The sequence below is a fragment of the Pseudomonas sp. GR 6-02 genome, from assembly GCF_001655615.1.
Classification (GTDB): Bacteria; Pseudomonadota; Gammaproteobacteria; order Pseudomonadales; family Pseudomonadaceae; genus Aquipseudomonas.
Map to the genome: position 1 here is coordinate 594,493 of NZ_CP011567.1, position 18,709 is coordinate 613,201.

Consider the following 18,709-nt stretch of genomic DNA (forward strand, 5'->3'; position numbering starts at 1 on the left):
CGCAAGCAAGTCCATAAGTGTCATTCACTCCTTGTCTGACCGCTTTTGAGCGGCAGGCTACAACCCGTAAGGAGCATTCATGCGTCATTACGAAATCATCTTTTTGGTCCACCCGGATCAAAGCGAGCAAGTCGGCGGCATGGTTGAGCGTTACACCAAGCTGATCGAAGAAGACGGCGGCAAAATCCACCGTCTGGAAGATTGGGGCCGTCGTCAACTGGCCTACGCAATCAACAATGTTCACAAGGCTCACTACGTGATGCTGAACGTTGAGTGCACTGGCAAGGCCCTGGCCGAGCTGGAAGACAACTTCCGCTACAACGATGCAGTGATCCGTAACCTGGTCATCCGTCGCGAAGAAGCCGTTACCGGCCAATCCGAGATGCTCAAGGCTGAAGAAAACCGCAGTGAGCGCCGTGAGCGTCGCGACCGTCCTGAGCACTCCGACGCTGAAGGCGTTGACAGTGATGACAGCGACAACAGCGATAACGCTGACGAGTAATCCACGGACCTTTTGAGGAGCCTATTACATGGCACGTTTCTTCCGTCGTCGTAAATTCTGCCGCTTCACCGCTGAAGACGTGAAAGAGATCGATTACAAAGATCTCAACACTCTGAAAGCTTACGTATCCGAGACCGGCAAAATCGTTCCAAGCCGCATCACCGGTACCAAAGCACGTTATCAGCGTCAGCTGGCCACCGCTATCAAGCGCGCCCGCTTCCTGGCCCTGCTGGCCTACACCGACAGCCACGGCCGCTGAGACCGGGCAGTCGACACGTAGCAAAGGATTGAATGCATGCGCGCCTTAGCTGAGTTCATCATGCGCGGCCGTATGCAGGCCACTCTGGTAGTGGCCGGATGCGCAACATTGCCGTTGTTGTATTGGTTGGGTGCTGCCGCTGGATGCCTTGTGCTCCTGCGGCGCGGATTGAAGGACGCCGTTGGCGTACTTGCTCTGGGACTGCTGCCGGCGTTGATCTGGTGGCTTTTCTTCGACGACCCACGGGCACTTCTGGTGCTGCTGGGGTCTTCGAGCCTTGCGTTGGTTTTGCGCGCAAGCGAGTCCTGGAACCGCGTGCTGCTGGTCAGCATAGCGATGGGATTGGTGTTTTCAGTGGTGCTGGGGGCGGCTTTTGCGCCCCAGATCGAGATGCTGGCGCAGGCTTTGATAAAAGTCATGCCGTCGCTACTCGGTGAGGTCTACCAGCAATTGTCGGTAGACGAGCAAGCGCGCTTTGCGTCCCTGATTGCACCGGTCCTGACTGGCCTGATTGCGGCGTTGTTGCAAATCGTCAGTGTGCTGAGCCTGATTGTCGGGCGCTACTGGCAGGCGTTGTTGTACAACCCGGGTGGTTTTGGTCGCGAGTTTCGCGCCATCCGAATCCCGCTGGGACCGGCGATGTTGCTGCTGGCGTTAATGCTTCTGGGGCCAAATCTTGGCCCGCAGATGGCCATGTTGACGCCGTTGTGCAGCGTACCGCTGGTGTTCGCCGGGCTGGCCCTGATTCACGGGCTGGTGGCGCAAAAGCGACTGGCCAAGTTCTGGCTGGTGGGGTTGTACGTCACGCTGTTGCTGTTCATGCAGCTGATCTATCCGTTGCTGGTGGTTCTGGCCATCGTCGACAGCCTGATTGATTTTCGCGGTCGTTCGGCACCGAAAGATGCCGATAGCGCGAACGGTGAAGGTTAAAAGTTAAGAGGATTTTCACATGCAACTGATCCTTCTGGAAAAAGTCACCAACCTGGGCAACCTGGGTGACAAAGTGAACGTTAAGGCTGGTTACGGTCGTAACTACCTGCTGCCATACGGCAAAGCTACCGCTGCGACCCCAGCCAACCTGGCTGCGTTCGAAGAGCGTCGCGCTGAGCTGGAAAAAGCCGCAGCAGACCGTAAAGCATCGGCTGAAAGCCGCGCCGCCCAACTGGCTGAGCTGGAAGTGACTATCACTGCCACCGCCGGTGACGAAGGCAAGCTGTTCGGTTCGATCGGCACCCACGACATCGCTGATGCACTGACCGCCTCTGGCGTTGAAGTTGCAAAAAGCGAAGTTCGTCTGCCGAACGGCACTATCCGCAACGTAGGCGAATTCGACGTAGCCGTGCACCTGCACGCCGAAGTTGAAGCCACCGTACGCGTTGTCGTGGTAGCAGCTTAAGCAGTACTTGTCGGCTGGCACCCTCGGGTGCTTGCCGGTAACATCGGGCACGATCCTGTTTACAGGTCGTGCCCTTTGTCTTTCTGCAGTTCCTGATTTTCACAACCTCTGCTTCTCCTGAATAAACCAAGTGGCCATGAACGATATCTCCGCTCCCGAGCAATACGATCTGCAAACCGCTGCCCTGAAGGTGCCGCCGCATTCCATCGAGGCCGAACAGGCCGTGCTCGGTGGGTTGATGCTGGACAACAACGCCTGGGAACGCGTGCTCGATCAAGTCTCCGACGGCGATTTCTATCGGCATGACCACCGCCTGATCTTCCGTGCCATCGCCAAACTGGCGGACCAGAACCAGCCAATCGACGTCGTGACCCTGGCCGAGCAATTGGACAAGGAAGGTCAGACGTCCCAGGTCGGCGGTCTCGGTTACCTTGGCGAACTGGCAAAAAACACGCCGTCCGTCGCCAACATCAAGGCCTATGCCCAGATCGTTCGCGAGCGGGCAACCCTGCGCCAATTGATCGGCATCAGTACCGAAATCGCCGACAGCGCTTTCAACCCTGAAGGCCGCACCGCCGCCGAGATTCTCGACGAGGCCGAACGGCAGATCTTCCAGATTGCCGAGGCTCGTCCGAAAACCGGCGGCCCGGTCAGCGTCAACGACCTGCTGACCAAGGCCATCGACCGCATCGACACCTTGTTCAACACCGACAACTCGATCACCGGCCTGTCCACTGGTTACACCGACCTCGACGAGAAGACCAGTGGCCTGCAACCGGCCGACCTGATCATCGTCGCCGGCCGTCCGTCCATGGGTAAAACCACCTTTGCGATGAACCTGGTGGAAAACGCCGTGCTGCGCAGCGAGAAGGCTGTCCTGGTTTACTCCCTCGAGATGCCAGGCGAATCGCTGATCATGCGTATGCTGTCGTCCCTCGGTCGTATCGACCAGACCAAGGTCCGGGCCGGTCGCCTGGAAGACGACGACTGGCCACGCCTGACGTCGGCGGTCAACCTGCTCAATGATCGCAAGTTGTTCATCGACGACACGGCGGGTATCAGCCCCTCGGAAATGCGCGCCCGGACCCGTCGTCTGGTGCGTGAGCACGGTGAGATCGGTCTGATCATGATCGACTACCTGCAACTGATGCAGATCCCGGGGTCCAGTGGTGACAACCGGACCAACGAGATTTCCGAGATCTCCCGGTCCCTGAAAGCCCTGGCCAAGGAATTCAACTGCCCGGTGGTGGCACTGTCCCAGCTCAACCGTTCCCTGGAGCAACGCCCGAACAAGCGCCCGGTGAACTCCGACTTGCGGGAATCGGGAGCGATCGAGCAGGACGCCGACGTGATCATGTTCGTTTACCGGGACGAGGTGTATCACCCGGAAACCGAACACAAAGGCATTGCCGAAATCATCATCGGCAAGCAGCGTAACGGCCCGATCGGCTTTATCCGCCTGGCTTTCATCGGCAAATACACCCGATTTGAAAACCTGGCGCCGGGTAGCTACAACTTCGACGACGATGAATAACCTGTGCGGGGACTTTGTGGCGAGGGAGCTTGCTCCCGCTGGGTTGCGTAGCAGCCCCAAAACCTGCAGTCATCCTGTTTCAGGTGCGCCGTATTTGCATATGTTGCGACTGCTTCGCAGTCGAGCGGGAGCAAGCTCCCTCGCCACAGGGGTTGCGTATATCGCTCGCTGATTTCCGACCATAGCCGTCGGAATTGGTCAAAATTTGTGCTATATTCCGCGCCCGCGAAATTCAATGAAAGCCAACACCGGTTATCGACATGCAAGCAGCCAAGCCGTTATTTGACTATCCCAAGTACTGGGCCGAATGTTTCGGGCCAGCGCCATTCCTGCCCATGAGCAGGGAGGAGATGGATCAGCTCGGCTGGGATTCCTGCGACATCATCATCGTCACCGGTGATGCCTACGTCGACCATCCGTCGTTCGGCATGGCGATCATCGGCCGGCTGCTGGAGGCCCAGGGCTTCCGCGTCGGGATCATCGCGCAGCCGAACTGGCAGTCCAAAGACGACTTCATGAAGCTCGGCGAGCCGAACCTGTTTTTCGGTGTCGCGGCCGGCAACATGGACTCGATGATCAACCGCTACACCGCCGACAAGAAAATCCGTTCCGACGACGCCTACACTCCCGGTGGCCTGGCAGGCAAACGTCCGGACCGCGCGAGCCTGGTTTACAGCCAGCGCTGCAAGGAAGCCTATAAGCACGTGCCGATTGTGCTCGGCGGCATCGAAGCCTCCCTGCGCCGCATCGCCCACTACGATTACTGGCAGGATCGGGTGCGTAACTCGATCCTGATCGACGCCTGCGCCGACATCCTGCTCTACGGCAACGCCGAGCGTGCGATCGTCGAAGTCGCCCAGCGCCTGTCCTACGGTCACAAGATCGAAGACATCACTGATGTGCGCGGCACCGCGTTCATCCGCCGTGATACGCCGCAAGGCTGGTACGAAGTCGATTCCACGCGCATCGACCGTCCGGGCAAGATCGACAAGATCATCAACCCGTACGTCAACACCCAGGACACCGCCGCCTGCGCCATCGAGCAGGAAAAGGGGCCGGTTGAAGACCCTGGCGAGGCTAAGGTCGTACAGATCCTGGCCAGCCCGAAAATGACTCGCGACAAGACCGTCATTCGTCTGCCGTCGGTTGAAAAAGTCCGTGGCGATGCGGTGCTTTACGCTCACGCCAACCGCGTGCTGCACCTGGAAACCAACCCGGGCAACGCCCGTGCGTTGGTGCAAAAGCATGGCGAGGTAGACGTCTGGTTCAACCCGCCGCCGATTCCGATGACCACCGAAGAAATGGACTACGTGTTCGGCATGCCTTACGCGCGCGTTCCGCACCCGGCGTACGGCAAGGAAAAGATCCCGGCCTACGAGATGATCCGTTTCTCGGTGAACATCATGCGTGGCTGCTTCGGCGGCTGCACCTTCTGCTCGATCACCGAGCACGAAGGCCGGATCATCCAGAACCGTTCCGAAGAGTCGATTATTCGCGAAATCGAAGAGATCCGCGACAAGGTACCGGGCTTCACCGGCGTCATTTCCGACCTCGGCGGCCCGACCGCGAACATGTACCGCATCGCCTGCAAGACCCCGGAAATCGAATCCGCGTGCCGCAAGCCTTCATGCGTGTTCCCTGGCATTTGCCCGAACCTCAACACCGATCACTCGTCGCTGATCCAGCTCTATCGCAGCGCCCGGGCCTTGCCGGGTGTGAAGAAGATCCTGATCGCCTCCGGCCTGCGCTACGACCTTGCGGTCGAGTCGCCGGAATACGTCAAGGAGCTGGTGACCCACCACGTCGGTGGTTACCTGAAGATCGCCCCGGAACACACCGAGGAAGGTCCGCTCAACCAGATGATGAAACCGGGCATCGGCAGCTATGACAAGTTCAAGCGCATGTTCGAGAAGTACACCAAGGAAGCCGGGAAAGAGCAGTACCTGATTCCGTACTTCATCGCCGCTCACCCGGGCACCACCGACGAAGACATGATGAACCTGGCCCTGTGGCTCAAGGGCAACGGTTTCCGTGCCGACCAGGTGCAGGCGTTCTACCCGTCGCCGATGGCCACCGCCACCGCGATGTACCACTCGGGCAAGAACCCGCTGCGCAAGGTCACTTACAAGAGCGACGGCGTGACCATCGTCAAGAGCGAAGAGCAGCGTCGCCTGCACAAAGCGTTCTTGCGTTATCACGACCCGAAAGGCTGGCCGATGCTGCGTGAAGCGCTGACCCGCATGGGCCGCGCCGACCTGATCGGGCCGGGCAAGAACCAGTTGATCCCGTTGCATCAGCCAGCGACCGACAGCTATCAGAGCGCCCGTCGCAAGAACTCGACGCCGGCTGGCAGCCACAAAGTGGCCAAGGAAACGACCACCAAGATCCTGACCCAGCACACCGGCCTGCCACCGCGTGCCAGCGATGGCGGTAACCCGTGGGACAAGCGTGAACAGGCCAAGGCGGCGGCATTCGCCCGCAACCAGCAGGCAGCCAAGGAGCGCAAGGACGCGGCTAAAGGCAAGGGGCCGAAGCCTGCGCGCAAGCCGGTCGTGCCGCGTTAATCTCCGCGCCATATCGCAAAACGCCAGCCTTAGTGCTGGCGTTTTGTTTTCTAGCGAGTGTGCGGCCTGTTTGCTAAGGTGGCGCGCACTTCAACGGCTGCCCGGACAACCGATTTCCCTGTATAACGCCCAATCCTGTGGGAGCCGGGCTCGCCCGCGATGACGGCGGCACGGGCAATAAAGATCTCACCCCCGATTCTCAAGGACGATTCACATGAGCAACCCCTTACCGGGCATCGGCATGGATTACAGCCCCTCCCAGTTCATGGCCCGCCAACGCATCGAAAGCCAGATCAACCTGCCACGCCTGTTCGCCGCCATTGACGCCGACCCCGGAATCGTCGGCGCGGGCGTGGTGTACATTGACGCTGAGTTCAACGTAGTGACCCTGCGCGAGTTCAAGCCGATTTGCAGCATCAAGCCCAAGCGGATCATTTTGCGCGAGGCGCAGAAGTACATTGCGCCTGCGCAATTCGCCCAGCAGGTGCAGGACAATCCGCGCGAATCGCGCCTGGTTGGTGAGGCAGTCAACACCAGCTTATCGTGCGCGGGTGCAGTGATCGGCTGGATCGTAGTGCTCAGTGGTTCCGTGGCTATTCCGTTTTCGGCAGGGGCAAGTACGGTGGTCGCTGCGCTCGGTTATACCGCTGCGGCTGCCAGCTCAGTGCAGTGTTTTGCCAGCGGCTATCGGACCCGCAATGAGATCGTCAACCCCGCCCGTAACGATGAGCTCGACAGCGAAGAGTGGTACCAGTACACCATGATTGCGCTGGATGCTGCGTCCTTGGTCGGGGTAGGCGCATCCACGCTGACAGCGCTCAAACTGGTCAGGCTGAATAAGGCCACGACCGGGAAAAGTGTCAGGGAAGTGCTCAGGGGGCTGAATCGACAGGAGCGTGCCAAACTGACCAAAGAACTATTGAGCATCAACGACCCGCGCTTGACGTCGAAGATGATCAAGTTGAAGCAGTTGTCGGGCGAATTGCCCAAGCGTTTCACACCCACCGAGGTCAAGAATGCAACGGTCACTCAGATAAAAGACGCCTTGGGCGCCGCTATCGGTTTTACCGGCAGTGCAATTTCGGGGAATGTCCGCACCATTGCCGTAGGTCTGTACGAGGAGGCTGAGCAATGAATGAGCTGCCCAGCATTCGCAATTTTCTATCGAAGTATTTCCCGGTCTTCATGGGGGCAATATTCGCGTCAATTTTTACCCTGGTCTTTGCGGTGCCTTTGTTTTTCGAAAGCTATTTTCGAAGCCTTCCGTTGGCTGACAACACCAAGTACTCGTTTTTCGGGGGGATCGCGCTGACCCTCATTGTCGTGCACTGCCATTTCATGGTCGCGCGCGGTCGTCCGCATTGGGTGCGGCCTCTGGTTGTGCTTCTGGCCCTTTGTTTTCTTGGGATATTGCCCACCATTGCATATGAGGTGCATCCCCTGACTTATGCTGTGACGTTGTTGTTCCCATTGCTGGCGCTATTGCTGCTCAACAGCAAGCGTCACCGCGAGATGCGCCAGAAGCTGCTTGAAGTACGTCACTTGCGCCAAGCTGTTATTGCAAAGCACAAAGCCCGTTAGTTGGGTAGATTCGGGCCCCGCCCTTCACACGTGCGCCACAAATATGTGCAACTCTCGCACCATAACCGCGGCCACGGCGCCGTTTTGGTGCTGTACTGCACCGGGTCTGTTGATAAAGCGCAATGACCGCCGCTCTGGCATAAGTCTTGCGCGCTTTGTGTCTATGCCCTGGCTCGCAGGAGGCCGCCGTGTCGATTCATGTCGCATTGCATCACGTCACGCATTACCGCTACGACCGCGCCGTCGAGCTCGGTCCGCAGATCGTTCGCTTGCGCCCGGCTGCCCACAGTCGCACGCGGATACTGTCCTATGCGCTGAAAGTCTCGCCCGAGCAGCATTTCATCAACTGGCAACAAGACCCTCAGGGCAATTACCTGGCGCGGTTGGTGTTCCCGGAGAAAACCGATGAACTGAGGATCGAGGTCGACCTGCTGGCCGAGATGGCAGTCTTCAATCCCTTCGACTTCTTCCTCGAGCCCTACGCCGAGAAGATCCCTTTCGCTTATGCAGCGGATGAGCGCAAAGAACTGGCGCCGTACCTGGAAACCTTGCCGCTGACGCCGACATTCAAGGCCTATCTGGACGGCATCGACCGCACGCCGCTGCCCAGCGTGGATTTCCTCGTCGCGATCAACCAGCGCCTGAGCGAAGACATCGGTTACCTGATTCGAATGGAGCCGGGCGTACAGACTCCGGAATACACCCTCGAACAGGCCTCCGGCTCCTGCCGCGACTCGGCGTGGTTGCTGGTGCAATTGCTGCGCAACCTCGGCCTGGCGGCGCGATTCGTCTCCGGTTACCTGATCCAGCTGACCGCCGACGTCAAAAGCCTCGACGGTCCCTCGGGTACCGAAGTGGATTTCACTGACCTGCATGCCTGGTGCGAAGTCTATTTGCCCGGTGCCGGCTGGATCGGCCTGGACGCAACCTCAGGGTTGTTTGCCGGTGAAGGACACATTCCGTTGGCGTGCAGCCCCGACCCATCCTCTGCGGCACCGATCAGTGGTTTGGTGGAACCGTGCGAGTGCGAATTCACCCACGAAATGTCGGTCGAGCGGATTTGGGAAGCGCCGAGGGTTACCAAACCCTACACCGAAGACCAATGGCTGGCGATTCAGGCATTGGGCCGGCAGATCGATGCTGATTTGCTCGAAGGTGACGTGCGCCTGACCATGGGCGGCGAGCCGACGTTCGTTTCCATTGATGACCCGGACGGCGCCGAGTGGAACACCGCCGCGCTCGGGCCAGACAAGCGTCGGCTGTCAGCCGAACTGTTCCAGCGCATGCGCAAGCATTACGCGCCCAAGGGCCTGGTACATTTCGGTCAAGGCAAGTGGTACCCCGGCGAGCAACTGCCGCGCTGGTCGCTGAACTGCTATTGGCGCCGCGATGGCGTGCCGATCTGGCATAACAGCGCGCTGATTGCCGACGAGCGGGAAGATTACGGCGCCGATGGCGAACTGGCCGGGCGTTTCCTGGCGAGTGTCGCCGAACGCTTGAAAATTCCGACACGCTTCGTGTTCCCGGCCTACGAAGACAATTTCTATTACCTCTGGCGCGAAGGCGCTTTACCGCAGAACGTCAGCGCCGAAGACTCACGCCTGGAAGAACCTCTGGAGCGTGCGCGCCTGCGCAAAGTCTTCAGCCAAGGCCTGGACAAGGTCATCGGTCAGGTCCTGCCGTTGGCGCGTACCGCCAAGGGCGATCAATGGCAAAGCGGTCGCTGGTACCTGCGCGAGGAACACTGCCGGTTGGTGCCGGGGGATTCGCCACTGGGTTATCGCTTGCCGCTCGGTTCGCAGCCTTGGGTGAAAGCTGCGGAGTACCCATTCATTCATCCCACGGACCCGAATCAGGATTTCCCGGCGCTACCGGACACCGACCAGCTACGGAATCACGCTCAACCGAAAACGGCCGACGAACGTGTGCCCGAGATCGACCAGTCCGCCGACTGGCTGACCCGCACCGCGTTCTGCGCCGAAGCACGTGAAGGTCGGTTGTACCTGTTCATGCCGCCACTGGAGCGGGTCGAGGACTACCTGGAACTGGTCGCCGCCATCGAAGCCACCGCCGAGGAACTGCATTGCCCGGTATTGCTGGAAGGCTATGAACCGCCGAGCGATCCGCGTCTGAGCAACTTTCGCATTACCCCGGATCCGGGCGTGATCGAGGTCAACGTCCAGCCGTCCGCTACCTGGGACGAGTTGGTGGAACGTACCGAGTTTCTTTACGAAGAGGCGCGCCAGACCCGGCTGACCACCGAGAAATTCATGATCGACGGCCGGCACACCGGCACCGGCGGCGGTAACCATTTCGTCCTGGGGGGCGCGACCCCGGCTGACTCACCGTTTCTGCGCCGTCCCGACCTGCTGCGCAGCCTGATCAGCTACTGGCATAACCACCCGTCCTTGTCCTACCTGTTTTCCGGGCTGTTCATCGGCCCGACATCCCAGGCACCGCGGGTGGACGAAGCGCGCAACGATTCGCTGTATGAACTGGAAATCGCCTTCGCCCAGATGCCGGAGCCGGGCGAAGAATGCCCACCATGGCTGGTGGATCGCTTGTTGCGCAATTTGCTGATCGACGTGACCGGCAACACCCACCGCGCCGAGTTCTGCATCGACAAACTCTATTCACCGGACGGCGCCACCGGACGCCTTGGCTTGCTGGAACTGCGAGCCTTTGAAATGCCGCCCCATGCGCGCATGAGCCTGGCTCAGCAGTTGTTGTTGCGGGCGCTGGTGGCGCGGTTCTGGCGCGAGCCTTATGCGCCGCCGAAGCTGGCACGATGGGGCACCGAACTGCACGACCGGTTCTTGCTGCCGCACTTTATCGAGCAGGATTTCGCCGATGTAATCGTCGACCTGAATGCCGCCGGTTATCCGGTGCAGGCAGAGTGGTTCGCGGCGCATCTGGAGTTCCGTTTTCCCAAGGTCGGCGACTATGCCGTCAGCGGTATCGAACTGGAATTGCGTCAGGCGCTGGAGCCCTGGCATGTGTTGGGCGAAGAGGGCAGCGCGGGCGGTACGGTGCGTTATGTGGATTCGTCCCTGGAACGTTTGCAGGTCAAGCTGACGGGGTTGCCGCCGCAACGTTATCTGCTGACCTGCAATGGCATCCCGGTGCCGTTGCAACCTACCGGTCGGGTCGGCGAGTTCGTCGCCGGTGTACGTTTCCGTGCCTGGCAACCGTACAACTGTCTGCAACCGACTATCCCGGTCCACGCACCGCTGGTGTTCGACTTGCTCGACACCTGGATGGGGCGTTCGCTGGGTGGTTGTCAGTACCACGTCGCCCATCCGGGCGGGCGCAACTACGACAGCCTGCCGGTGAACGCCAATGAAGCCGAGAGCCGGCGGATGGCGCGTTTCTTCCGCATCGGACACACGCCTGGGAAACTTCCTGTACCGAAACTGGAAATCAACGACGAGCTGCCGATGACACTCGATTTGCGACGCTTTTAAACCGTACGCGACGCTCGGATTTTTCGTCTATCCGGGCGTCATGAGCCTGCGTTAGTCTGACCGTTCTTTGCTGTCTGCCGAGCTTTCCATGCCTGACCTGCTTGACTGCTACCCGTTGACTGCGGGCACCTATCACGAACTGCTCGACAACAGCGGCGCCGTGCGCCCGCACTGGCGGCGGCTGTTCGATCAATTGCAACGCAGCACGCCAGCGCAACTGGTGCAGCGTCAGGCGCTGCTGACCCGACAGATTCAGGAAAACGGCGTGACCTACAACGTCTACGCCGACCCCAAGGGCGCTGATCGGCCATGGGAGCTGGATTTGTTGCCTCATGTGATTGCAGCCGATGAGTGGCAGCAGCTTTCGGCCGGGATCGCTCAACGGGCGCGTTTGCTCAATGCTGTGCTGGCGGACCTGTACGGTCCTCAACGCTTGATCGCCGAAGGCCTGCTGCCGGCTGAACTGGTGTTCGGTCATAACAACTTCCTCTGGCCTTGCCAGGGCATCGCACCGCCCGACGGGGCCTTTCTGCATCTGTATGCCGTGGATTTGGCGCGCACGCCTGACGGTCGCTGGTGGGTGACCGCCGACCGGACTCAAGCACCCTCCGGTGCCGGTTACGCCCTGGAAAACCGCACCATCGTGTCCCGGGCCTTCCCCGAGTTGTATCGCGACTTGAAGGTGCGGCACCTGGCCGGGTTCTTCCGCACACTTCAGGAAACACTCGCCCGGCAGGCGCCGAGCGACGATGAAGCGCCGCTGGTGGTCCTGCTGACACCGGGGCGTTTCAACGAAAGCTATTTTGAGCACTTGTACCTGGCTCGTCAGCTCGGTTATCCACTGGTGGAAGGCGGTGATCTGACCGTGCGCGATGCCACGGTCTATCTGAAAACCTTGAGCGGGTTGCGCCGGGTTCACGCGATCATGCGTCGGCTCGACGATGATTTCTGCGACCCGCTGGAGCTGCGCACCGACTCGGCCCTTGGCGTGCCAGGGCTGCTCGAAGCGGTGCGTCAGGGCCGGGTGCTGGTGGCCAACGCCCTCGGCAGCGGTGTGCTGGAGTCGCCGGGTTTGCTGGGCTTCCTGCCGAAAATCAATCAATTCCTGTTCGGTGAAGAGTTGATCCTGCCGTCCATCGCAACTTGGTGGTGCGGCGAAGCGCCGGTGCTGGCCCAGGCCCTGGAAAAACTGCCGGAACTGTTGATCAAGCCGGCGTTTCCGTCGCAGAGCTTTGCACCGGTGTTTGGGCGTGATTTGAGTGAAAAACAGCGCCAGGCTCTGGCCGAGCGCATGCAGGCACGGCCTTATGCCTATGTTGCGCAAGAATTGGCGCAACTGTCCCAGGCGCCGATCTGGCAGGCCGAAGGCGGACAGTTGCAACCGCGAGCCATCGGCATGCGCGTGTATGCGGTGGCCAGTCGGGAGGGTTATCGAGTGCTGCCCGGTGGCCTGACCCGGGTTGCCGCCGAGGCCGATGCCGAAGCGGTGTCGATGCAACGCGGCGGCGCGAGCAAAGACACCTGGGTGTTGGGCGATCGCCCACCCAGCGGCGAACAATGGAAAGCCCAGCGCAACATTGGCGTTCACGATCTGGTACGTCGTGATCCGTATCTGCCATCGCGGGTGGTCGAGAACCTGTTCTGGTTCGGCCGTTATTGCGAGCGCTGCGATGACAGCGCGCGGCTGCTGCGGGTCATGCTCGCGCGCTATGTCGATGGCGATGACCCGCAAGCCCTGGAGGCGGCGGTCGATCTCGGTGAACGCCTGAATCTGTTGCCGGAGGAGGGTGAGTTGCCGGAACGATTGCTGGCGGCGCTGCTCGGCGATGATTGGCCGTTCAGCCTGCGCTCCAATCTGCAGCGTTTGCAGTGGGCGGCGTCGCAAGTACGCGGCAAGCTCTCGCGAGAGAACTGGCAAGCGCTGGTGGAGTTGCAGCGCGAGGCCATGGAGCTGGAAACCGAAGAGCCGGATTTCGGCGAGTTGCTGGACTTCCTCAACCGGTTGGTAATGTCGCTGGCGGCGCTGTCCGGCTTTGCTCTCGACGACATGACCCGGGACGAAGGCTGGCGTTTCCTGATGATCGGTCGGCGGATCGAACGGCTGCAATTTCTCAGCGGCAGTCTGGCGGCGTTTTTGCGCGGTGCCGGGGCTTTCGATCAGGCCGGGCTGGAATGGCTGCTGGAACTGGGTAACAGCAGCATCACCTACCGCTCGCGGTACCTGGCGGTGGCGCAATTGATCCCGGTGCTTGACCTGTTGCTGCTCGATGAACAAAACCCGCACGCGGTGCTGTTCCAGTTGAAACTGGTGACCCGTACGTTGAAGCGCTTGAACGACGACTTCGGCGCGCCGCGCGAAACAGGTCTGCTGCAGTTGGTGGAGCGGTTGGCGCACTTCGATCTGGGCTGCCTGGAGAACTCGCTGTTCGGCGAGGCCAGTGTTCACGCCGCCATAGAGGGGTTGGCGGATCTGCTGCAAGAGATCGCCGATGCCAGCGGACAGGTGTCGGATCGCCTGGCCTTGCGCCATTTCGCCCATGTCGATGATGTCAGCCAGCGCACGGTGTCCGTCTGATGAGTGCCCATTACCAGATTTTCCACGACACCCATTATCACTACGACAGCCCGGTGTCCCTGGCCCAGCAACTGGCGCATCTGTGGCCGCGCGCCTGTGCCTGGCAGCGCTGCACCGAACAGCAGTTGCAGATCAGTCCCCAGCCGACTTCACGCCGGGATGAGCTGGATGTGTTCGGCAATCCGCTGACCCGGTTGGCGTTCGAGCGCCCCCACGATGAATTGCTGGTCAACGCTCGGCTCACCGTCGAAGTGCTGGAACGGCCGTCGCTGGACTTCAATCAATCGCCGGCCTGGGAAGCGACCTGCAACGCGCTGACCTACAGCGGTCAGCCACTCTCGCCTGCGTTGCTGGAAGCCTGCCGTTACCGCTTCGAATCGCCCTACGTGCATTTGAAACGCAGTTTCGTCGAGTTCTCCGAAAGTTGCTTTCCTGCTGGCCGGCCATTGCTGCTGGGTGTTCAAGCGTTGATGGAGAAGATCTTCAGCGAGTTCACCTTCGACGCCGAGGCGACCCAAGTGGCGACGCCGTTGGTGGAAGTGCTGGAGAGGCGTCGTGGGGTTTGCCAGGACTTCGCGCATTTGATGCTCGCTTGCCTGCGCTCCCGTGGGTTGGCGGCGCGGTACATCAGTGGCTATCTGCTGACACAGCCCCCACCGGGCCAGCCAAGGCTGATCGGCGCCGATGCATCGCATGCATGGGTATCGGTGTTTTGCCCGGTGTTGGGTTGGGTGGATTTTGACCCGACCAACAATGTGCAACCGGCGCTGGAGCACATCACCCTGGCCTGGGGCCGGGACTTTTCCGATGTGTCGCCGTTGCGCGGGGTGATTCTGGGCGGTGGCAGCCATGATCCCGAAGTTCGGGTGACAGTGATGCCATTGGAATAGCGCAGACCCCATGCGGGAATGTGTTTTTTGGAGGAGGGTTTCAAATTGGCCTGTGAGGGCCAGCAACATCGTTGCTGACCCTGGACACAGATCCGGTGGGCCTGATCAGATCATCGGGCCCTGAGGGTCTCAGGCGTCGGGCGCCTGATCTTTCGGTGCTTCAACATCATCTTCTGCCGCCACTTCACCTTCTGCATCCGGGTTCAGTGCTGCTGCTTCTTCTTCAGCTGTAGCTTTCTTGCGCTGAAGCTTTTCCTCTTTCTTCTGCTCCTTGGCCAAGTCTCTCTGACGTTTGGCGAAGGAATAATTAGGTTTAGCCATGGGCGATCCTCTGGGGTCGAAGGTGAGGTTGAGCGGCGCATATTCTGCCCTGTATCGGCACCGAGCCGTTAGCTGGGTTTTTGCTCGGTCCATTTTGGCGGTACCGAGGGTTGCCAGGCGTCCAGTGCATCGAGCAGGGTTTGCGGTGATTCGCTCATTTGCAGCATGTCACGGTGCTGCCCGCGAACGAAGCCTTCGCCGACGATATGATCGAGAAAAGACGTCAACTTGCTGTAGAAACCGTTCACTTCCAGCAAACCCAGCGGTTTGCCGTGATAACCGAGCTGGCCCCAGGTCCAGACTTCGAACAGCTCTTCCAGCGTGCCCAGACCGCCGGGCAGGGCAATGAAGGCATCGCTGAGCTCGGCCATTCGCGCCTTGCGCGCATGCATGCCGTCGACCACTTCCAGGCGGGTCAGGCCACTGTGGCCGATTTCCTTGTCCTTGAGGCTCTGCGGAATGATCCCGATCACTTCGCCGCCGGCCGCCAGTGCGGCATCTGCCACAATTCCCATCAGCCCGACGGCGCCCCCGCCATAGACCAGGGTCAGCTTGCGCTCGGCCAATGCTCGCCCCAGGGCGACAGCCGCCTCACGATAAGCCGGATTGGTGCCGGTGCTGGCACCGCAAAATACACAAACGGACGTTAAAGACATGCCTTGCTCCATGGTCAATCAGGACCACAGAGTAAAGGCAGGCTCGTATCGTTCCAAGGGTTAAACCGCGCGTTCAGGTGTTTCGTAAGTGCCACTGGCGCCACAGGCGTAGGCGGCCAACAAACTGCTCAACAAGCTGCTGAAAGACATGACAGGCGCTCCAGGTGAGTAATGATGGCCCTGATGATAGGGCCGTCCCAGACGTCTGGCTGGTAGATTGTTTCGATGGGGGTCATAGCCCGAAAGTTGTATACAATTTTTGATTCAGGTCATAGGAACTTGCGAAGATTTCAGGCAGTCTTCTGTCCATTCGCACTTTTGTTAACCCTGCCTTGGAGATTCACCATGTTTGCCAAACTTGTTGCGGTATCCCTGCTGACACTGGCCAGCAGCCAATTGATGGCTGCCGAGTGCAAAACGACCATCGACTCCACCGATCAGATGTCCTTCAACACCAAGGCCATTGAAATCGACAAAAGCTGCAAGACCTTCACCGTTGAACTGACCCACTCCGGCAGCCTGCCGAAAAACGTCATGGGCCATAACCTGGTGATCAGCAAAGAGGCTGACATGCAGCCGATCGCCACCGACGGCCTGTCGGCTGGCATCGACAAGAATTACCTGAAAGAAGGTGATACCCGTGTCATCGCTCACACCAAAGTCATCGGCGCTGGCGAAAAGGACTCTCTGACCATCGATGTGTCGAAGCTCAATGCAGCCGAAAAATACGGCTTCTTCTGCTCGTTCCCGGGCCACATCTCGATGATGAAAGGCACGGTTACACTGAAGTAATCGATTCAAACGCATAAAAAAAGCGTCCACCCGGGACGCTTTTTTTGTGCTCATTTCTACAGGGGACAGAATCAAGGCGCGAACGGCATCACACGCTTGTGATGTGTTTTCTTGTACGTATCACAAATGATCTTGAACGCTTCCTCGCGCACCGGTTCGCCGTGCAGGAAGGCGTCGATCTCGGCGTAGGTCACGCCGTGGGATGCTTCGTCCGGTTTGCCCGGCGACAGGTCTTCGAGGTCGGCGGTCGGGATTTTCTCCACCAGCGACTCTGGCGCGCCGAAGCTGCGGGCAATCGCCCGGACCTGGTTTTTCACCAGGCCGCTCAGCGGTGCGAGGTCGCAGGCGCCGTCACCGAACTTGGTGAAGAAACCCATCACGGCTTCTGCCGCGTGGTCGGTGCCGATCACCAGGCCATGAGCCGCACCGGCGATGGTGTATTGCGCGACCATGCGCATCCGCGCCTTGGTATTGCCCAATACGAAATCCACCCAGACGGCCTCTTTGCCTTCGAAGGCTGCCACTTCGCCGGCCAGGGATTTGACTGCGGGGCCGATGTTCACCGTGTGGCGTTCGTCCGGGGCGATGAAGTCCACCGAGGCCTGGGCATCGTGTTCATCGAACTGCGTCTGGTACGGCAGGCGCACGGCGATGAACTTGTAGCTGTTATCACCGGTACGCTCACGCAGTTCACGGATGGCGCGTTGGGCCAGTAGGCCGGCGGTCAGGGAATCGACGCCGCCGCTGATACCGAGCACCAGGGTCTTGAGCCCGGAATTGACCAGGCAATCCTGAATGAAGGTGATTCGCCGGGCGACTTCAGCCTCAAGGGCGAGTTGATCCACGAACGGCGGTTGGACCTTGAGCTGTTCAGCAATCTCACGCTGTACGGCTTGCATGAATTCACTCCTTGCTTGATGTACTGGAAAGGGTGGCAGGTACTTGGAAAACGTGTCGCAAATAGGCGACGAAATTCGGGTCTTTGCAGTGAGTCTTGCCAGGCTCATCAGAAATCTTGGCCACCGGTTGGCCGTTGCATGCAGTCATTTTAAGCACGATGCTCATCGGTTCGACACCCGGAATATCGCAGGTCAGGTTAGTGCCGATGCCGAAACTGACATTGATCCGACCACGTAACGCCCGAAAAATCTCCAGAGACTTGGGCAACGTCAGGCTGTCGGAAAACACCAGGGTCTTGCTCATCGGGTCGATGCCCAGCTTGTGATAGTGGGCGATGGCCTTTTCCGCCCAGAGCACCGGGTCACCGGAGTCGTGACGCAAGCCGTCGAAGAGCTTGGCAAAGAACAGGTCGAAATCGCCGAGAAACGCATCGGAAGTGATGCAGTCGGTCAGGGCGATCCCCAGCAGGCCACGGTACTCGCGGACCCAGCAGTCGAGGGCGGCGATCTGGCTGTCGATCAGCCGCGGACCGAGTTGCTGGTGGGCCATGATCCATTCGTGGGCCATGGTGCCCAGCGGCTTCATATCCAGCTCGCGGGACAGGTGCACGTTGCTGGTGCCGACGAAGCGACCGGGGAAGTCGTGCTTGAGCACGTTCACCACTTCTTCCTGCACGCGATACGAGAAGCGCCGGCGAGTGCCGAAATCGGCTACCTGCAACTCGGACAATTCATCGGTGCTGGCGTTGGCGGTCAACCAGTCGAACTTGCGATAGAGCTGCTCACGGGCCTGTTCCAGGACGATTTCCCGGTAGCGATAGCGGTTGCGCACTTCGCTGACCATGGCCAGCAACGGCACTTCGAACAGAATCACGTGCAGCCACGGCCCGCGCAGGCGGATGAACAACTCGCCGTTTTCAATGCCGGTGTGGATATAGCGCAGATTGAAACGGAACAGCCCGAGAAAGCGCAGGAAGTCCGGTTTCAGGAAGCTGATGCGCTCCAGGAAGCTCAGCTGATCGGCGCTCAGGCTCAACTCGGCCAGACGCTCGATCTGGAAACGGATCTCCGCCAGGTACGGGCGCAGATCCTCGCTGTTACGGCAACGAAACTCCCATTCGACTTCCACGTTAGGGTAGTTGTGCAGCACCGCCTGCATCATCGTCAGTTTGTAGAAGTCGGTGTCGAGCAGGTTCTGCACGATGCGATCGGCAAACACACTCTCGCTCATAACGGGGTCTCCAGGCGGGTCGCGGCCCGTGGCAGCGACGTTGCA

At 59.9% G+C, this 18,709-nt stretch carries 16 protein-coding genes; 12 read left to right on the plus strand and 4 right to left on the minus strand.

All coding sequences use genetic code 11. The features are described 5' to 3' along the window. The first annotated feature begins 79 nt into the window (after positions 1-79). The 11 genes from rpsF (at position 80) to PGR6_RS02605 (ending at position 14,765) form a co-directional block, all read left to right on the plus strand. Positions 80-502: a 30S ribosomal protein S6 gene (gene rpsF, locus PGR6_RS02555; protein ID WP_007939579.1), complete on the plus strand. Its 423-nt coding sequence runs from the start codon at positions 80-82 to the stop codon at positions 500-502. Positions 503-530: 28 nt separating this feature from the next. Then, positions 531-761, plus strand: coding sequence for a 30S ribosomal protein S18 (rpsR, locus tag PGR6_RS02560; protein ID WP_002551829.1), 231 nt, complete (start codon positions 531-533; stop codon positions 759-761). A gap of 36 nt (positions 762-797) precedes the next feature. After that, positions 798-1,691 (plus strand): hypothetical protein, encoded by an 894-nt coding sequence (locus tag PGR6_RS02565; RefSeq protein WP_019582207.1) that lies wholly within the window; start codon positions 798-800, stop codon positions 1,689-1,691. A 19-nt stretch (positions 1,692-1,710) separates the two neighbouring features. Next, positions 1,711-2,157 carry a 50S ribosomal protein L9 gene (gene rplI, locus PGR6_RS02570; RefSeq protein ID WP_007939577.1) on the plus strand — a complete coding sequence of 149 codons (447 nt, stop codon included), beginning with the start codon at positions 1,711-1,713 and terminating at the stop codon, positions 2,155-2,157. A 136-nt stretch (positions 2,158-2,293) separates the two neighbouring features. Beyond that, positions 2,294-3,691 carry a replicative DNA helicase gene (gene dnaB / locus PGR6_RS02575; protein ID WP_019650685.1) on the plus strand — a complete coding sequence of 466 codons (1,398 nt, stop codon included), beginning with the start codon at positions 2,294-2,296 and terminating at the stop codon, positions 3,689-3,691. A gap of 260 nt (positions 3,692-3,951) precedes the next feature. After that, positions 3,952-6,255, plus strand: coding sequence for a YgiQ family radical SAM protein (locus tag PGR6_RS02580; RefSeq protein ID WP_026286605.1), 2,304 nt, complete (start codon positions 3,952-3,954; stop codon positions 6,253-6,255). A 214-nt stretch (positions 6,256-6,469) separates the two neighbouring features. Further along, a complete protein-coding gene (locus tag PGR6_RS02585) occupies positions 6,470-7,390 on the plus strand; it encodes a hypothetical protein (protein ID WP_064616023.1) in 921 nt (306 codons plus the stop codon). Beyond that, positions 7,387-7,836, plus strand: a complete 450-nt coding sequence (locus PGR6_RS02590; RefSeq protein WP_064616024.1) for a hypothetical protein — start codon at positions 7,387-7,389, stop codon at positions 7,834-7,836. The genes PGR6_RS02585 and PGR6_RS02590 overlap by 4 nt, the downstream gene beginning before the upstream one ends. A gap of 188 nt (positions 7,837-8,024) precedes the next feature. Next, positions 8,025-11,300 carry a transglutaminase family protein gene (locus PGR6_RS02595; protein WP_064616025.1) on the plus strand — a complete coding sequence of 1,092 codons (3,276 nt, stop codon included), beginning with the start codon at positions 8,025-8,027 and terminating at the stop codon, positions 11,298-11,300. A gap of 88 nt (positions 11,301-11,388) precedes the next feature. Beyond that, positions 11,389-13,875 (plus strand): circularly permuted type 2 ATP-grasp protein, encoded by a 2,487-nt coding sequence (locus tag PGR6_RS02600; RefSeq protein ID WP_064616026.1) that lies wholly within the window; start codon positions 11,389-11,391, stop codon positions 13,873-13,875. Further along, positions 13,875-14,765 carry a transglutaminase family protein gene (locus PGR6_RS02605; protein ID WP_019582213.1) on the plus strand — a complete coding sequence of 297 codons (891 nt, stop codon included), beginning with the start codon at positions 13,875-13,877 and terminating at the stop codon, positions 14,763-14,765. The genes PGR6_RS02600 and PGR6_RS02605 overlap by 1 nt, the downstream gene beginning before the upstream one ends. A gap of 129 nt (positions 14,766-14,894) precedes the next feature. Here the strand turns inward: PGR6_RS02605 and PGR6_RS02610 are convergent, their stop codons facing one another. Beyond that, positions 14,895-15,086 carry a hypothetical protein gene (locus PGR6_RS02610; RefSeq protein ID WP_018928487.1) on the minus strand — a complete coding sequence of 64 codons (192 nt, stop codon included), beginning with the start codon at positions 15,084-15,086 and terminating at the stop codon, positions 14,895-14,897. 68 nt (positions 15,087-15,154) lie between these two features. Beyond that, positions 15,155-15,742: a TIGR00730 family Rossman fold protein gene (locus PGR6_RS02615; protein WP_018928486.1), complete on the minus strand. Its 588-nt coding sequence runs from the start codon at positions 15,740-15,742 to the stop codon at positions 15,155-15,157. A 345-nt stretch (positions 15,743-16,087) separates the two neighbouring features. Between PGR6_RS02615 and azu the strand changes: the two genes are divergently transcribed. Beyond that, positions 16,088-16,534 (plus strand): azurin, encoded by a 447-nt coding sequence (gene azu / locus PGR6_RS02620; RefSeq protein WP_064616027.1) that lies wholly within the window; start codon positions 16,088-16,090, stop codon positions 16,532-16,534. Positions 16,535-16,605: 71 nt separating this feature from the next. On the opposite strand, the gene nadE is transcribed toward azu, so the two are convergent. Beyond that, positions 16,606-17,433 (minus strand): ammonia-dependent NAD(+) synthetase, encoded by an 828-nt coding sequence (nadE, locus tag PGR6_RS02625; protein ID WP_018928484.1) that lies wholly within the window; start codon positions 17,431-17,433, stop codon positions 16,606-16,608. A 4-nt stretch (positions 17,434-17,437) separates the two neighbouring features. Continuing rightward, positions 17,438-18,664, minus strand: a complete 1,227-nt coding sequence (gene pncB / locus PGR6_RS02630; protein ID WP_019650677.1) for a nicotinate phosphoribosyltransferase — start codon at positions 18,662-18,664, stop codon at positions 17,438-17,440. Positions 18,665-18,709: the final 45 nt, after the last annotated feature.

Bases quoted from the DNA above. Each gene is read 5' to 3' on its own strand.
- rplI (WP_007939577.1), top strand. From the start codon at position 1,711: ATGCAACTGATCCTTCTGGAAAAAGTCACCAACCTGGGCAACCTGGGT.
- rpsF (WP_007939579.1), top strand. From the start codon at position 80: ATGCGTCATTACGAAATCATCTTTTTGGTCCACCCGGATCAAAGCGAG.
- dnaB (WP_019650685.1), top strand. From the start codon at position 2,294: ATGAACGATATCTCCGCTCCCGAGCAATACGATCTGCAAACCGCTGCC.
- azu (WP_064616027.1), top strand. From the start codon at position 16,088: ATGTTTGCCAAACTTGTTGCGGTATCCCTGCTGACACTGGCCAGCAGC.
- PGR6_RS02605 (WP_019582213.1), top strand. From the start codon at position 13,875: ATGAGTGCCCATTACCAGATTTTCCACGACACCCATTATCACTACGAC.
- PGR6_RS02610 (WP_018928487.1), bottom strand. From the start codon at position 15,086: ATGGCTAAACCTAATTATTCCTTCGCCAAACGTCAGAGAGACTTGGCC.
- PGR6_RS02565 (WP_019582207.1), top strand. From the start codon at position 798: ATGCGCGCCTTAGCTGAGTTCATCATGCGCGGCCGTATGCAGGCCACT.
- rpsR (WP_002551829.1), top strand. From the start codon at position 531: ATGGCACGTTTCTTCCGTCGTCGTAAATTCTGCCGCTTCACCGCTGAA.
- PGR6_RS02580 (WP_026286605.1), top strand. From the start codon at position 3,952: ATGCAAGCAGCCAAGCCGTTATTTGACTATCCCAAGTACTGGGCCGAA.
- PGR6_RS02600 (WP_064616026.1), top strand. From the start codon at position 11,389: ATGCCTGACCTGCTTGACTGCTACCCGTTGACTGCGGGCACCTATCAC.
- PGR6_RS02615 (WP_018928486.1), bottom strand. From the start codon at position 15,742: ATGTCTTTAACGTCCGTTTGTGTATTTTGCGGTGCCAGCACCGGCACC.
- PGR6_RS02585 (WP_064616023.1), top strand. From the start codon at position 6,470: ATGAGCAACCCCTTACCGGGCATCGGCATGGATTACAGCCCCTCCCAG.
- pncB (WP_019650677.1), bottom strand. From the start codon at position 18,664: ATGAGCGAGAGTGTGTTTGCCGATCGCATCGTGCAGAACCTGCTCGAC.
- nadE (WP_018928484.1), bottom strand. From the start codon at position 17,433: ATGCAAGCCGTACAGCGTGAGATTGCTGAACAGCTCAAGGTCCAACCG.
- PGR6_RS02590 (WP_064616024.1), top strand. From the start codon at position 7,387: ATGAATGAGCTGCCCAGCATTCGCAATTTTCTATCGAAGTATTTCCCG.